Source organism: Flavobacterium flabelliforme (assembly GCF_017948675.1).
Taxonomy (GTDB): domain Bacteria; phylum Bacteroidota; class Bacteroidia; order Flavobacteriales; family Flavobacteriaceae; genus Flavobacterium; species Flavobacterium pygoscelis.
On record NZ_JAGFBU010000001.1, the window covers coordinates 451,106 to 464,893 of the forward strand.

General features: G+C 32.0%; 14 protein-coding genes. 8 read left to right on the forward strand and 6 right to left on the reverse strand.

The genetic code is table 11. The features are described 5' to 3' along the window. Positions 1–4 precede the first annotated feature (4 nt). A complete protein-coding gene (locus J3S90_RS01910; protein ID WP_210644364.1) occupies positions 5–493 on the reverse strand; it encodes a c-type cytochrome in 489 nt (162 codons plus the stop codon). Positions 494–684: 191 nt separating this feature from the next. Here J3S90_RS01910 and J3S90_RS01915 point away from each other — a divergent pair, with 191 nt between their 5' ends. Next, the gene (locus J3S90_RS01915) at positions 685–1,125 is read left to right on the forward strand and encodes a hypothetical protein (protein ID WP_210644367.1); all 441 of its coding nucleotides are present in this window, start codon (positions 685–687) and stop codon (positions 1,123–1,125) included. Between the two features lie 50 nt (positions 1,126–1,175). On the opposite strand, the gene hemL is transcribed toward J3S90_RS01915, so the two are convergent. From hemL to J3S90_RS01940, 5 genes are all read right to left on the reverse strand, one after another. Further along, entirely contained in the window at positions 1,176–2,462 is a 1,287-nt protein-coding gene (hemL, locus tag J3S90_RS01920; protein WP_210644369.1) for a glutamate-1-semialdehyde 2,1-aminomutase, read from the reverse strand. A 34-nt stretch (positions 2,463–2,496) separates the two neighbouring features. After that, a complete protein-coding gene (locus J3S90_RS01925) occupies positions 2,497–3,408 on the reverse strand; it encodes a glucosaminidase domain-containing protein (RefSeq protein WP_188049542.1) in 912 nt (303 codons plus the stop codon). Next, complete coding sequence (locus J3S90_RS01930; RefSeq protein ID WP_210644370.1) at positions 3,401–4,297, reverse strand: 1-aminocyclopropane-1-carboxylate deaminase/D-cysteine desulfhydrase; 897 nt, start codon at positions 4,295–4,297, stop codon at positions 3,401–3,403. The genes J3S90_RS01925 and J3S90_RS01930 overlap by 8 nt, the downstream gene beginning before the upstream one ends. A gap of 90 nt (positions 4,298–4,387) precedes the next feature. Next, the gene (locus tag J3S90_RS01935; RefSeq protein WP_210644372.1) at positions 4,388–6,220 is read right to left on the reverse strand and encodes a T9SS type A sorting domain-containing protein; all 1,833 of its coding nucleotides are present in this window, start codon (positions 6,218–6,220) and stop codon (positions 4,388–4,390) included. A gap of 485 nt (positions 6,221–6,705) precedes the next feature. After that, positions 6,706–7,044: a hypothetical protein gene (locus J3S90_RS01940; RefSeq protein WP_210644374.1), complete on the reverse strand. Its 339-nt coding sequence runs from the start codon at positions 7,042–7,044 to the stop codon at positions 6,706–6,708. 120 nt (positions 7,045–7,164) lie between these two features. Here J3S90_RS01940 and J3S90_RS01945 point away from each other — a divergent pair, with 120 nt between their 5' ends. The 7 genes from J3S90_RS01945 (at position 7,165) to J3S90_RS01975 (ending at position 13,756) form a co-directional block, all read left to right on the forward strand. Continuing rightward, positions 7,165–7,347, forward strand: a complete 183-nt coding sequence (locus J3S90_RS01945) for a DUF5522 domain-containing protein (RefSeq protein WP_210644376.1) — start codon at positions 7,165–7,167, stop codon at positions 7,345–7,347. 105 nt (positions 7,348–7,452) lie between these two features. After that, on the forward strand, positions 7,453–9,435 hold the full coding sequence (locus J3S90_RS01950; protein ID WP_210644378.1) for a urocanate hydratase: 1,983 nt from the start codon (positions 7,453–7,455) through the stop codon (positions 9,433–9,435). A 47-nt stretch (positions 9,436–9,482) separates the two neighbouring features. Beyond that, entirely contained in the window at positions 9,483–10,025 is a 543-nt protein-coding gene (locus tag J3S90_RS01955; protein ID WP_188049538.1) for a DUF4136 domain-containing protein, read from the forward strand. Positions 10,026–10,344: 319 nt separating this feature from the next. Continuing rightward, positions 10,345–10,857 (forward strand): acetolactate synthase small subunit, encoded by a 513-nt coding sequence (locus J3S90_RS01960; protein ID WP_210644380.1) that lies wholly within the window; start codon positions 10,345–10,347, stop codon positions 10,855–10,857. A 33-nt stretch (positions 10,858–10,890) separates the two neighbouring features. Next, positions 10,891–12,135: a threonine ammonia-lyase IlvA gene (gene ilvA, locus J3S90_RS01965; protein WP_210644382.1), complete on the forward strand. Its 1,245-nt coding sequence runs from the start codon at positions 10,891–10,893 to the stop codon at positions 12,133–12,135. Between the two features lie 60 nt (positions 12,136–12,195). Beyond that, complete coding sequence (locus tag J3S90_RS01970) at positions 12,196–12,594, forward strand: group III truncated hemoglobin (RefSeq protein WP_210644384.1); 399 nt, start codon at positions 12,196–12,198, stop codon at positions 12,592–12,594. Positions 12,595–12,622: 28 nt separating this feature from the next. Further along, positions 12,623–13,756 carry an esterase-like activity of phytase family protein gene (locus J3S90_RS01975; RefSeq protein ID WP_210644385.1) on the forward strand — a complete coding sequence of 378 codons (1,134 nt, stop codon included), beginning with the start codon at positions 12,623–12,625 and terminating at the stop codon, positions 13,754–13,756. Positions 13,757–13,788: the final 32 nt, after the last annotated feature.

Consider the following 13,788-nt stretch of genomic DNA (forward strand, 5'->3'; position numbering starts at 1 on the left):
TGAATTATTTTACTCCGTCGTTTTTACGCATAAATTCAAGTAAGTTTCTTGCATCAGTATCAGACAAGGCTTGATTTGGCATTCTAACCAAACAAAGTTCTAGTTGTGCTTGAAGTTCTGGATCTTTATCAATCATTGGGTCTGGATTTGTGATAAAGTTCATTATCCATTCTGGTTTTTGACGTGTTGTAACCCCTTTCCATCCTGGACCTACTAATTTTTCATCCGTTAATTTATGACAAGAAGAACATTTTACAGATTGAATTTTCTCTCCTTCGGCAGCCATAGCAACATCTAGTTTGGCTCCCAAGTCTACTGATGTGTGTTTCCCTATTCCTCTATTTGGATCATAAGTTGCGGCATCAGTAGTAGAAGTAGCTGACCCGTCAGTTGGAGCAGCAGTATCTTTTGAGAAATCATCGGTGGTTTTCGTTTTATCGCCACATGAAGTTAACATTAAGAATGCAACTACAAAAAAAGTTAATTTGTACATAAAATTGTTTTTAGAATTGTTTAACAAATTTGCGAATATTATTATTTAATTATTATGACTTGAATCATACTTATAAGGATATATTCGCTTTTTTTAACTTATAGTTAAGAAATCAAACGATAAACTTTTGTTAATGATTAAACTTTAAAACATCATAATTGTCTTATCTCTATAACTCTTAAATTATTAAAATGAAAAAATTAATTATTGCTGCATTATTAGTTGTTGGTATGACAACCTATGCTCAAAACAAGAAAGATGGCTCAGAAAGAACAAAAATGGAACGATTGACACCGCAAGAGCGTCAAGAAAAGCAATTGAAAAAAATGACTGCTGAATTAAGTTTAAATGCCAAACAGCAGGAACAAATCAATCAACTTTTAACCGATCAGAAACTGAAAAGAGAAAAGATGATGGATAAAAATAAGACATCAAAAGAAGAAATGAAAATGCAGCATGAAGCTAAAAAAAGTGAGATGCAACAAGAGAGAAAAATTCTAGAAGATAAAATGAAAGTTATTTTAACTCCTGAGCAATTTACTACTTGGAAAACAAACCAAGAAAAAAACAGAGAAAAAGTAGCAAACAGAATGAAAGAAAGAAGTAATAAAAGAACTGAAATAGAAAACTAAAAAAAAAAGCTTCGGACAATCCGAAGCTTTTTTTTTTAAAATAATAAATATTATAATGTTTGAGCCACTTTATTAATGGCTGCTATCGTAAAATCTAAATCTTCGTAGGAAAGAGCATCGGTAATAAACCAAGTCTCATATGCTGATGGAGCAATATATACTCCCTCATTCAGTAATCCATGAAAAAACTTTTTAAACCTTTCATTATCTCCTTTAGCTGCAGATTTAAAATCAGTTACCGGATTACTATCAAAATGAACTGAAATCATAGATCCAATTCTATTGATCGTAAAAACAATATTATGAGCTTTTAAAACTCTATCAATACCTGCATGCAAATAAGCTGTTTTATCTTCTAATCTTTTAAAAATAGTAGGATTAGAATCTAATGCTTGAAGCATAGCCAATCCTGCAGCCATAGCCAATGGATTCCCTGACAAAGTTCCTGCTTGATATACCGGACCTAGCGGAGCTAAATAATTCATAATTTCTTCTCGAGCTGCAAAAGCTCCGACGGGTAAACCTCCACCAATAACTTTTCCGAAGCAAACAATATCTGCTTTAATATTTAAAAGTTCTTGAACACCACCTCTCGCTAGACGAAAACCAGTCATAACCTCATCAAATATCAAAAGAATACCGTTATCAGTACACATTTGGCGTAAGCCTTCTAAAAAACCTTTATTAGGAGGTATACAACCCATATTTCCGGCAACAGGTTCTACAATTATTGCAGCAATTTCATTTTTATTAGCTTCAATTAGAGCGGCTACATTATCTAAATCGTTGTAAGTTGCTAATAAAGTATCTTTTGCAGTACCAGCAGTAACTCCTGGACTATTGGGCGAACCAAATGTAATAGCCCCACTTCCAGCCTGAATCAAAAAGGAGTCAGAATGACCGTGATAACAACCTGCAAACTTAATTATTTTATCTTTTTTTGTAAAACCACGTGCTAACCTAACAGCGCTCATACAAGCTTCTGTACCAGAATTAACGAATCTTATTTTATCAATATTCGGTACCATTGCAACCGCTAAAGCAGCTATCTGTGTTTCTAACTCTGTTGGCATCCCGAAAGAAGTTCCTAATTTTGCTTTTTCAATTACTGCACTTACTACTGGTTCATATGCATGACCTAAAACCATAGGACCCCAAGAATTGATGTAGTCTATTAAACGATTTCCATCTTCATCATACATATAGGCTCCTTTTGCACTCTTTACAAAAATGGGAGTTCCTCCTACTGCTTTAAACGCTCTAACTGGTGAATTTACTCCTCCTGGTATTACTTTTTCTGCTTCAGCAAATAGCTGACTACTTCTTTTATATAACATGTGCTAAATTATAAATTGTTGTTGTTGTTCTAAATTATTTAACTACTAATTTCTGACCGATAGAAAGAGTATTGTCTGATAAATTATTTTTTTGTTTTAAATCTTCAACTTTTAATTCGAATTTTTTTGAAATAGAATAAAGTGTATCTCCTTTTTGAACAATATAAGAATCTAAACCATTAGTAGCAACAGTCCTTGTTTCTACAGTCAGTTCTTTTACTAACTGTTTTTCATTAGACACAAAATTAGGATCTAAAACCATACTATCATATTCGTGCAAACTATATCGATCAATATACGATATTAGTTTATCTGGATATTTAGGATCTGTAGCGTAACCTGCAGCCCTTAATCCTTTTGCCCAAGCTTTATAATCCCCTTTTGAAAGTGTAAATAGTTTAGCATATCTGCTTCTACCGGTTAAAAACAATGCGTGATCCCTAAAAGATTCTGAAGGATTATCATACTTTCTAAAACACTCTTGGGCTGCATCGTCATCATGCTTAACACTCTCTCCAGTCCAACCTACATGGCATTTTATTCCAAAATGATTATTAGAACTTTTAGCTAAATCTCCTCTTCCTGCACCAGATTCTAGAATTCCTTGTGCTAAAATAATACTTGCTGGAATCCCGTATGTTTTCATGTTACCCATAGCAATGTCTTTAAACTGATAGATATACATCTTAATAACATCATTAGTAACTACAGTCTTTGAAGTAGATACAATTACTTCTGTTTCATTATTTTTGCTATCAACTCTGCCTTGATTAGTAGCAATAGGTTTTGAAATTACGGTGCCCTTTGGTGGATTTTTTTTAGTATTTCTAACTATTTCAGATTTCGATTTTAGAGGTGCATTTTTACTAGTTACAATAACTGGTTTAGAAGCATTACAACCTATTAAGGTAAGAATCGTAAATGTTAGTAGGATTTTTTTAAACATTGATTGTTATTATTGGTAGTTGTTTCTTTATTAATTTATTATTCATCCCTTTAATTCCTTGGATTCCTCCGGTATGAATGAGTAAAATTTTTGAGTTATTTGGAAAATAATTCTTTTTTATTAAATCTATAACGCCAAATACCATCTTTCCAGTATATATAGGATCTAAAGGAATTTGAGTTTGCAGATAAAAATCATTAATAAATTGAACAAGCTCATTATTTATTTTTCCGTATCCGCCAAAATGATAATCAGTAATTAAATCCCAATTTTGACTTTTTACAAAACTACGAATTTCCTCTTTTAAAAAATCACCTTTTAAAGCTGGAAATCCTAAAACTTTTTGATCTGGCAAGATACTATTGATTATACCCGATATAGTTCCTCCAGTGCCTACAGCAGCACAAATATAATTAAAATCGGCATCTTTATCCGTCAGAATCTCTTCACAGCCTTTTATTGCTAATTCATTTGTACCTCCTTCAGGAATCAGATAAAATGATCCAAATTTATTTTTTAATTCTGCTAAAAATAAAATTTCATTTTTCTGGCGATAATCTTCTCTACTAACAAATTCAAATTGCATCCCACAATTTTCAGCAAATTTTAGTGTAGGATTGTCATCAATTTTACCCCTGAGTTCATCGCCGCGAATTATGCCAATAGTTTTTAAGCCATTCTCGAATCCTGCAAAAGCAACTGCAGCAATATGATTTGAAAATGCACCTCCAAAAGTAAGTAATGTTTCCTGATTTTCTGCTTTGGCCTGAAGCAAATTATATTTTAGCTTTCTAAATTTATTTCCCGAGATAAAAGGGTGAATCAAATCTTCTCGTTTAATTACTAAAGTAATAGAATTGGGAAGCGCTATTTTTATTTCTTGATTCAATGGAATTGGTTTTTGTACAAATATAATTTTTATAAAACAAAAAATGCAACCTTGACTGGCTGCATTTTTTGTACTTTTTTTTAAAGTATTCTAATTTTTAATTATAATTTTTTTTCCAACTACTTGTTTATCTTTTGTAACCATTTTAACTATGTATATCCCATCTACTAATCCAGACGTAGCAAATTTGTAAGAAGCCTGATTACCAATATCTTTTTTTGTAAAAATAACTTTTCCAGCAACATCATATAAACCGCAAACATCAAGATCCATTAATAAAGGATTATCAATAACCAAATTTTGGTTTTCGTTATTTTGGTAAATCATAAAATTCTCTTTTACAGCTTCTTCAACTCCAAGACTTCTATCCGTTTTAAAAGTTATTTCAAATTGTGTATTATTTTCTCCTGGAGGCAATATCAATTCGTGAAAATCATTTTTAATATCATAATATTGATTATTAACTTTATCGTGTAGAAAAATGGTATTGGCTTGCGTAAAATTTATTATTTCATTTACGGTAATTTTATAGCTAGCCTCTTTAGCATTTCTAAAACCAATTGGAATTTTTTTATCATTATCGAAATTCAATACATTGATCACAAATTCAGCATCTTCTATAAGAAAATAAATATCGGCTGGTGTTCCTTGACTAGAAGAACCACCGTCCATACCATGATCTATACCATCTGTTGCTTGAGGAACAAATCCTAAAGCTAATTGACGCACTCCTTTATTATTCAAAAGTGTATTAATTCTTATCTGAGGAACTTGTTCATCTGTCACTTGTGAGTAATCAATGCCCGATACCGATTGTGTATTTGCAAAAGGATTCGTATTTTTTTTAGCTTTAGAATCACTCTTTCTAGCAATAGGAGTAGAAGAATCTGGAGTTTCTCTCACAAATGTTCGATAACTATTTTTCATTTCAACCACACCATCAACTTTACCATCTATTAAAAAACCTTGTCCTATTGGTAAATTTCTTCTTTGATAATAATTACCAGTTCCTACATTACCACCAGCATTACCAGAACCATCGTAAGAATAAAATGTAGCTGGCGTGTATATACCAGGACTATTGATATCAACAGGAACAAAAGTTCCGTAACCTCCTTTATAGTCTGCTAAAAAATGTGAATTTACGGTGTTATCTTGTTCCCAAAAATAAGCTGTTCCGGAACAATTTGTCTCAGTAAGTAAAAAAGCAGACAAGTCAATTGTAGAGGGATAAGGATTTCCTGTTAAGGTATAATTTTCGAATTTTACGGGTATAGAAATAGTCCCATCATTTGGCTTTCCTCTAAAATCATAGCGTTGTCTGCTACCCGGGTTATTTTGAACTCCATTAACGGAAACAGTATTCGTTCCCGAAGTTCCTTTCATTGTGAATCCTTCGCCAGCTAAAATACTATTTGGAGCTCCTGCATCAATCCAACTAGAGTATTCGGTAGAAGTCGTTAATTTAGTTACCCAATAAGGAGCAATTGCTAATGGAACTGAAGTCCCATTATAATTATTCATAGGCAATATGGTGGCGGGAGTAGATTGTGTTACATTTAAAACATCATTCAATTGATTAATACCAAAAGGGGAGTTTCCAGAGTTTGCATCGCTACCTCCGACTGGGGAACACCAATAGTTATACTGGTAATCATTTACAGATCCTTCCTGAAAAACAGATAAATTACCCAATCCTTTATTAGTACTTGTACCTGCTGAACCTTGTACCAACTGGGCTGTATCCCTCAAATATAAAAAACTACTTACCGCATTAAGTTCTAATTCCTTTTCTATATAAATAACTTCATTTGAAGCATAAACATAAGTATCTGCGCTAACAAACATTTGTGCATTCACAGAATTCTGAAGTAAAAATCCCGTTGCTACTAATAGGCTTTTTTTAAGTATTTTTCCGTACATAGGTTTGTGAATTAAGTTGTTGCTGATTTTTTTATTATAAAAACTTCAAAATAAAATAATTAAAAAAAATATTTTTATTAGCTTGAATCAAAAAAAGATTGCTTTAGAAAACATCAATTATTGATAGTAATTAAGCCATTAAAATAATTTTTATCTAAAATACAGAAAAAAGAATAAGTTAAACCACTAAAACACCGATAAAAAGTATAAATAATCGTTGAAATACATCTTTAGTCTAAAAAAAAGATATTTTTCTTACGTAAAATAAAAATAAAAATTGTTCGAAAAAAAATTAGTTGGCGTAAAATAAAATCAGAATAATTTGTGGAAAATGCAATAACTAAAGATAAAGAAAAAAACACAACCTATTACAAATTCTCTTAGGATTTGGATATTGCAATAGTGCGAAAAGAAATTAACTGATTTAATTTAAAGAAAAAGTAATTCTTTAAAAGCTTTTCAATCAGACATTAAGACTATTTTAATTATTTTTTCGAAAGAATGTAATAATAGAACCTAAAAAAAGAGCGTGTTTTTAAATAATTAAAATCAGATTCGTTGGCGTACGCTTCTCTTTCAAAACTAATATTTCTGTAGGCTAAATTTGAGTTTCTGTAATATAAAAGTCGAAAACAGTATTCAAGTAAATACAAAATAAAAAAAGGAATAACCAACAATTCCAATTGTTGTCGAAGATGAATTTTTTCATGGTTCAAAAAAACGGCATTTTCTTTATCAGCTTCCTGTTTTGCAAACACAAAAGGAAATACCGTTAATCCACGATATCCATTAGGAATTAAATATTTAGTAACAATCAGAAACATTCGTTATAAAATTTATAAATTTGTATTTAAAATTTGGCTTAAATTAAGTAAAAAGTCAGTTCTTAAAATGACAATTCTAGAACACAAATCCAAATTAATTTGCAATTGAATGGTAAAGATATGAATAACCAAAGTAATGAAAATAAAGTGATAGAAGGCGAAGATTTTTATTTCACACCAGAAGGTTATAAATGTTTTACAGAAAAGCACCATTTAAAAAGAGGCTATTGTTGTAAAAACGGTTGTCGTCACTGTCCTTATGGCTTCGATAAAAAAACAGGTGCCACAAAAAAACAACTATAGAGCCTAACCGCATTAAATGAATAAATATTTAAATTCACTTTATTTATTGCGGTACGTAATCAAAAATATTTCTACTACACTACACAAAAAAACAGCGCAGAAAAAATGACTTTTAAAGAACAAATACAACAAGGGATTCCAACTGTTTTACCCAAACAAAAAAACTACGAAACAGCAATAAATCATGCACCAAAACGCAAAGAAATTCTCTCAACAGAAGAGAAAAAATTAGCGCTTCGCAATGCACTTCGTTATTTTGATAAAAAACATCATCCCGAATTAGTTAATGAATTTACAGAGGAATTAAATAAATACGGTCGGATTTACATGTATCGTTTTCGTCCCGATTATGAAATGCGTGCTCGTCCTATTGAAGAATATCCTGGAAAATCAGAACAAGCAAAAGCGATCATGTTGATGATTCAAAACAATTTAGATTATGCTGTTGCACAACATCCACATGAATTAATTACTTATGGTGGTAATGGTGCCGTTTTCCAGAATTGGGCGCAGTATTTATTGACGATGCAATACTTATCTGAAATGACCGATGAGCAAACATTAACAATGTATTCGGGACATCCAATGGGTCTATTTCCTTCTCACAAAGAAGCTCCACGGGTTGTAGTAACCAACGGAATGGTTATCCCAAATTATTCTAAACCGGATGACTGGGAAAAAATGAATGCTTTAGGTGTTTCTCAATACGGACAAATGACTGCTGGAAGTTATATGTATATTGGTCCACAAGGAATAGTACATGGAACAACAATTACTGTTTTAAATGGTTTCAGAAAAATTAAGAAACAACCAAAAGGAGGTTTATTTGTAACCTCTGGATTAGGAGGCATGAGTGGTGCGCAACCAAAAGCAGGGAACATTGCCGGTTGTATTACCGTTTGTGCTGAGGTTAATGCAAAAATTACACACATTCGTCATAGCCAAGGATGGATCAACGAGGTTATAGAAAACATTGACGAATTAGTTTCAAGAGTAGCTTTGGCTAAAGCCAATAATGAAACAGTGTCCATAGCGTATCTAGGAAATATAGTAGACGTATGGGAGAAATTTGATATAGAAAACATTCATATTGATTTAGGTAGCGACCAAACTTCATTGCACAATCCTTGGGCTGGAGGCTATTATCCTGCTGGAGTTTCATTTGAACAAGCCAATGACATGATGGCTAACGATCCTGATTTATTTAAACAAAAAGTACAAGAGACATTACGTCGTCATACTACAGCGATAAACAAACACACTGCTAAAGGAACCTATTTCTTTGATTACGGGAATGCTTTTTTATTAGAAGCTTCTCGTGCTGGTGCAGATGTTATGGCAGAAAACAATATCGATTTTAGATACCCAAGTTATGTGCAAGATATTATGGGACCAATGTGTTTTGATTATGGCTTTGGTCCATTTCGTTGGGTTTGTGCATCAGGTAAACCCGAAGATTTAGCTAAAACGGATGCAATTGCTTGTAGTGTTTTAGAAGAAATGGCAACAACTGCTCCAGTTGAAATTCAACAACAAATGCAAGATAATATTCAGTGGATTAAAGGAGCTCAAGAAAACAAACTAGTAGTTGGTTCTCAAGCTCGAATCTTATACGCAGATTCAGAAGGCCGTGTAAAAATTGCAGAAGCCTTTAATCAAGCAATTGCTAAGGGAGAAATAGGAACCATAGTTTTAGGTAGAGATCACCATGATGTATCAGGTACCGATTCGCCGTATAGAGAAACTTCAAACATATATGACGGCTCTCGTTTTACAGCCGATATGGCCATCCAAAACGTAATTGGAGATAGTTTTCGTGGCGCAACATGGGTTTCTATTCACAATGGTGGTGGCGTAGGATGGGGAGAGGTAATTAATGGTGGATTTGGTATGGTTCTTGATGGGTCTAAGGAAGCTTCAAAGCGCTTAGCATCAATGCTTTTTTGGGATGTCAACAATGGTATTTCAAGAAGGAGTTGGGCTCGCAATGATGGAGCAATTTTTGCTATAAAAAGAGCTATGGAGACGCAACCTTCATTAAAAGTTACACTCCCAAATATAGTAGATGACACTTTATTAGATTTTTAAATTTTACATAAAACCTTTATAACTATTAGTAATCAAATTAACCTATTATGAAAGCAATTAAATTTATACCCGTTTTTCTACTTTTAGTACTTGCTTCCTGCAGTTCTGTAAGAGTATATTCTGATTATGATAGTAAAGTAGACTTTAGTCAATACAAAACCTATGCGTTTCATAAAAAAGGAATTGATAAAGTTGAAATTTCAGAATTGGATAAAAAAAGAATTCTTTACGCTGTTGATGCTGAACTTGCAAAAAAAGGGATGACTAAAAGTGAGAATCCAGATCTTTTAATAAACATATTCACAAAGGAGAGAGAAAGAATAGATGTAAATCAATTCAATGCGGGATTTGGTTATGGTTGGGGATACGGTTGGAATCCTTATATCTGGGGAGGTCGAAACACTTCTGTTACCTCATCAACTGAAGGAACTCTTTATATCGATTTAATAGATGCCAAGAAAAAAGAATTAGTATGGCAAGGTGAAGGAATTGGCTACCTCACCAATAATAGAAGTGAAAAGGAAAAAGTAATCAATGAATTTGTTACTAAAATACTTGCACAATTTCCTCCTTCAAATGTAAAGAAATAATTTTATTTTATTTACATTTGATTTTCTAAGAAAAAAATGAGAAATTCTATAAACATTATCGTCGCTATTATAATTATTATTGTTCAGCAATAATAGCGGAGTCTTGTATAAAAATATTTGTATCAAACCTCCTAATTTAGGAGGTTTTTTTTGTTTTAAACCTATGCTAAGTCTATCTAAAAATTCTATTATCATTATTATCATCATTCGTTTTACGTAACGAGTCAGAATAATAGTGCTCCCTATTTGCCTTTCTCACCATAATGAGAAAGGCTTTTTTTTTACCAAAAACTCAAACAGTAATACAATTAAAAAACCAATGAAACAAGAATACACCATTACTATACTTACTGAAAATCAAGTAAGTCTGATCAATAAAATAGATATAATCCTTGCCAGAAGAAAAATCAAAACAGAATCGGTTACAATCCATTTTGAACCGATAGAAAACCTCTATAAATTCTCCATTGTTTTAATAGACGCCGAAATTATAATTAAAAATTTGGTGCTTCAGATAAGAAAAACAATTGGAATAATTGACGTATTTGCTAGCATGAGAAATGAAGTAATAGAAAATGAAATTGCCTTATTTAAAATTGGTTTTAAAAAAAGAGAAATAGATTTTCAAATTGAAAAAATAGTAGAGAAATACAAAGCAAAAACCATATTAATAACTAAAGATTTTACTGTATTTGAAGTGAGTGGAAGATCTGAACAATTAAAACATTTAGTACAAGAATTGCGAAATTGTAACCTGATCGAATTTGTTAAAAGCGGTAGAATATCCATTACAAAATCAAACAGAGAAAACGTATTAATTTATTCAAACTAGATCAACAATTTTAATCCTTATTTAAAAAATCCTATGACAACATACGAACAAGTATTAGCAGCAAAAAATCAATTAAAAGAGGTTGTAACAGCGACACCTTTAAGTAAAAACTTAAATCTGTCAGAAGAATTTGATTGTACAGTTTTATTAAAAAGAGAGGATTTACAAGTGGTTCGTTCTTATAAAATTAGAGGAGCATATAACAAAATGAGCGCTTTAACATTGTCAGAAAAAAGTCAGGGTGTAATCTGTGCTAGCGCTGGAAATCACGCACAAGGAGTAGCTTACTCTTGTCATTTATTGAAAATAAAAGGCAAAATTTACATGCCTAAAACAACACCGAAACAAAAAATAAAACAAGTACAATTATTTGGAAAAACTTTTGTTGAAATTATTTTAATAGGTGACACATTTGACGATGCTTATGCAAAAGCCGCAGAAGAGGCTACTGCAAAAAACATTATTTTTGTACATCCTTTTGATGATTTTAAAGTCATTGCAGGACAAGGAACCGTTGGATTGGAAATTTTAGAAAACTGTAAAGAACCAATTGATTATGTATTTGTACCTATTGGCGGTGGCGGATTAGCAGCAGGACTTTCGGAAGTTTTTAAAAAATTGAGTCCTAACACAAAAATAATTGGCGTTGAACCCGAAGGTGCTCCCTCAATGAAAACTGCTATAGCTACTGGTAAAAACCTTCCTCTTGAAAAAATAGACAAATTTGTAGATGGCGCTGCGGTAAAACAAGTAGGAAACTTGACTTTTGAAATTTGCAAAAAAAATCTTGATTCTATCGTTTTAGTGCCAGAAGGAAAAGTATGCACTACTATTTTGCGTTTGTATAATGAAGAAGCAATGGTTGTAGAACCAGCTGGAGCATTAACTATCGCCGCTTTAGATTTCTATAAAGACCAGATAAAAGGAAAAAATGTGGTTTGCATTGTGAGCGGAAGTAATAATGATATTGAAAGAACTGCCGAAATAAAAGAAAGGTCTTTATTATATGAAGAACTCATGCATTATTTTATGATTCAGTTTCCACAACGTCCAGGATCTCTAAAGGAATTTGTAAATGATATTTTAGGACCAGATGATGATATTACCTATTTTCAGTTCACTAAAAAAAATAGCCGAGAAGTAGGTCCTGCGATTGTAGGTTTAGAATTAAAAAACAAGAATGACATTGTAAATATAAAAGAGAAAATGTCTGATAAAGGATTCGAATTTCAGTATCTCAACGACAGGCAGGATTTGTTCACACAATTAATTGGATAAAACAATTTACAGTTCCTTAAGAATGGCCTACCTTTGCGTAGGCTTTTTTTATATACAATTATGACAACTCTTACCGACATTAAAAATCTAGACGATATAAAATTACTAGTTGATACTTTTTATTCTAAAGTTCAAAATGATGAATTTATCGGACCAATATTTAATGAGAAAATAGGCAATCGCTGGCCAGAACATTTGGAGAAAATGTATCGTTTTTGGCAAACTATTTTACTTGATGTGCATTCGTATTCTGGTAGTCCATTTCCTCCGCACAAACAATTACCTGTTGAGAAAGAACATTTTGATCGTTGGATGGCAATTTTCTCAGCAACTACAGATGAATTATTTTTAGGTCCACTTGCTGAAGAAGCAAAATTACGTGGCCGAAACATGGCCGAAATGTTTCATTACAAGATCGATTATTTTCGTAATGCTGCAAAAAACAATTCACCTCATTAAGTATTTTTTTATTAATAGAAACAATATCATGCGTAAACTTCTTACTGGATTATTTGCACTATCTATTTTGGCTTCTTGTTCCAATTTAAAAAACACATCCTCAAGTGGCAGTTATCCTGAATTAAAATTCATTAATTCAATTGAAATTCCATTTAACCAAGAATTTAATAACACTAAAATTGGTGGGCTTTCCGGTATTGATTATGATAAAAAGAAGGATCTTTATTATATCATTTGCGATGAAAGAGCACAAGAAAACCTTTCCCGATTTTACACTGCAAAGATTAATATCGCTGACAATCAACTAAAAGCAATTAGTTTTCAAGAAACCAACACTTTAAAAAATGAGCAAGGTTCCACTTTTGGCAATTGGACAACTAGTCCAGAAACCTCTGCAGATCCAGAAGATATTAGATACAATCCGAAAAATAACTCTCTAGTTTGGACAAGTGAAGGTGCTCGAGTTGTAACCGCTGACAAAACTATTTTACAAAATCCTTCGATTACTTTTATGGATTTAAAAGGAAATTTTAAAGAGCAGTTAAAATTACCTTCTAATCTTGAAATGCAAAAAGAAAGCAAAGGACCTCGCAATAACGGAACACTTGAAAGCATCACTTTTGACCAAAATTATAAAACACTATATACTTGCGTAGAAGAACCGCTATTTGAAGACGGTAACCAAGCCAGCACAAGCAAAGGTGGCTTAATTCGTTTTTACGAATTTGATATAAAAACACAAAAAAACACAGCTCAATATGGGTATCAGCTTGAAGCCATTGCAAACGAACCTAATCCTAAAGGCGCTTTTGCTGTAAATGGTGTTGCTGCGATTCAGTTTTACAAAAAAAACCAATTCCTAGTACTAGAACGCTCCTACTCTACAGGAACGCAACCGTGTACTATAAAAGTTTTTTTATGTGATTTTAAAAAGGCAACAGATGTTAAAAATCATGAATCTTTACAGAATCAAAAAATTGAATTGATCTCTAAAAAACTAATTCTAAATATGGATGATTTAGGAATATATACAGACAATATTGAAGGATTGACTTTTGGTCCAAAATTAACTAATGGAAATCGTTCCTTGATTTTTATATCGGATAATAACTTTTCAGAAACTCAAAAAACACAGGTATTGCTTTTTGAAGTAAAAGAATAATGTTTTATACTGTTTTTTTCAAAACACTATTA

Coding starts and splice junctions, on each gene's coding strand:
- J3S90_RS01910 (WP_210644364.1), bottom strand. CDS start 493: ATGTACAAATTAACTTTTTTTGTAGTTGCATTCTTAATGTTAACTTCA.
- J3S90_RS01915 (WP_210644367.1), top strand. CDS start 685: ATGAAAAAATTAATTATTGCTGCATTATTAGTTGTTGGTATGACAACC.
- hemL (WP_210644369.1), bottom strand. CDS start 2,462: ATGTTATATAAAAGAAGTAGTCAGCTATTTGCTGAAGCAGAAAAAGTA.
- J3S90_RS01925 (WP_188049542.1), bottom strand. CDS start 3,408: ATGTTTAAAAAAATCCTACTAACATTTACGATTCTTACCTTAATAGGT.
- J3S90_RS01935 (WP_210644372.1), bottom strand. CDS start 6,220: ATGTACGGAAAAATACTTAAAAAAAGCCTATTAGTAGCAACGGGATTT.
- J3S90_RS01940 (WP_210644374.1), bottom strand. CDS start 7,044: ATGTTTCTGATTGTTACTAAATATTTAATTCCTAATGGATATCGTGGA.
- J3S90_RS01945 (WP_210644376.1), top strand. CDS start 7,165: ATGAATAACCAAAGTAATGAAAATAAAGTGATAGAAGGCGAAGATTTT.
- J3S90_RS01950 (WP_210644378.1), top strand. CDS start 7,453: ATGACTTTTAAAGAACAAATACAACAAGGGATTCCAACTGTTTTACCC.
- J3S90_RS01955 (WP_188049538.1), top strand. CDS start 9,483: ATGAAAGCAATTAAATTTATACCCGTTTTTCTACTTTTAGTACTTGCT.
- J3S90_RS01960 (WP_210644380.1), top strand. CDS start 10,345: ATGAAACAAGAATACACCATTACTATACTTACTGAAAATCAAGTAAGT.
- ilvA (WP_210644382.1), top strand. CDS start 10,891: ATGACAACATACGAACAAGTATTAGCAGCAAAAAATCAATTAAAAGAG.
- J3S90_RS01970 (WP_210644384.1), top strand. CDS start 12,196: ATGACAACTCTTACCGACATTAAAAATCTAGACGATATAAAATTACTA.
- J3S90_RS01975 (WP_210644385.1), top strand. CDS start 12,623: ATGCGTAAACTTCTTACTGGATTATTTGCACTATCTATTTTGGCTTCT.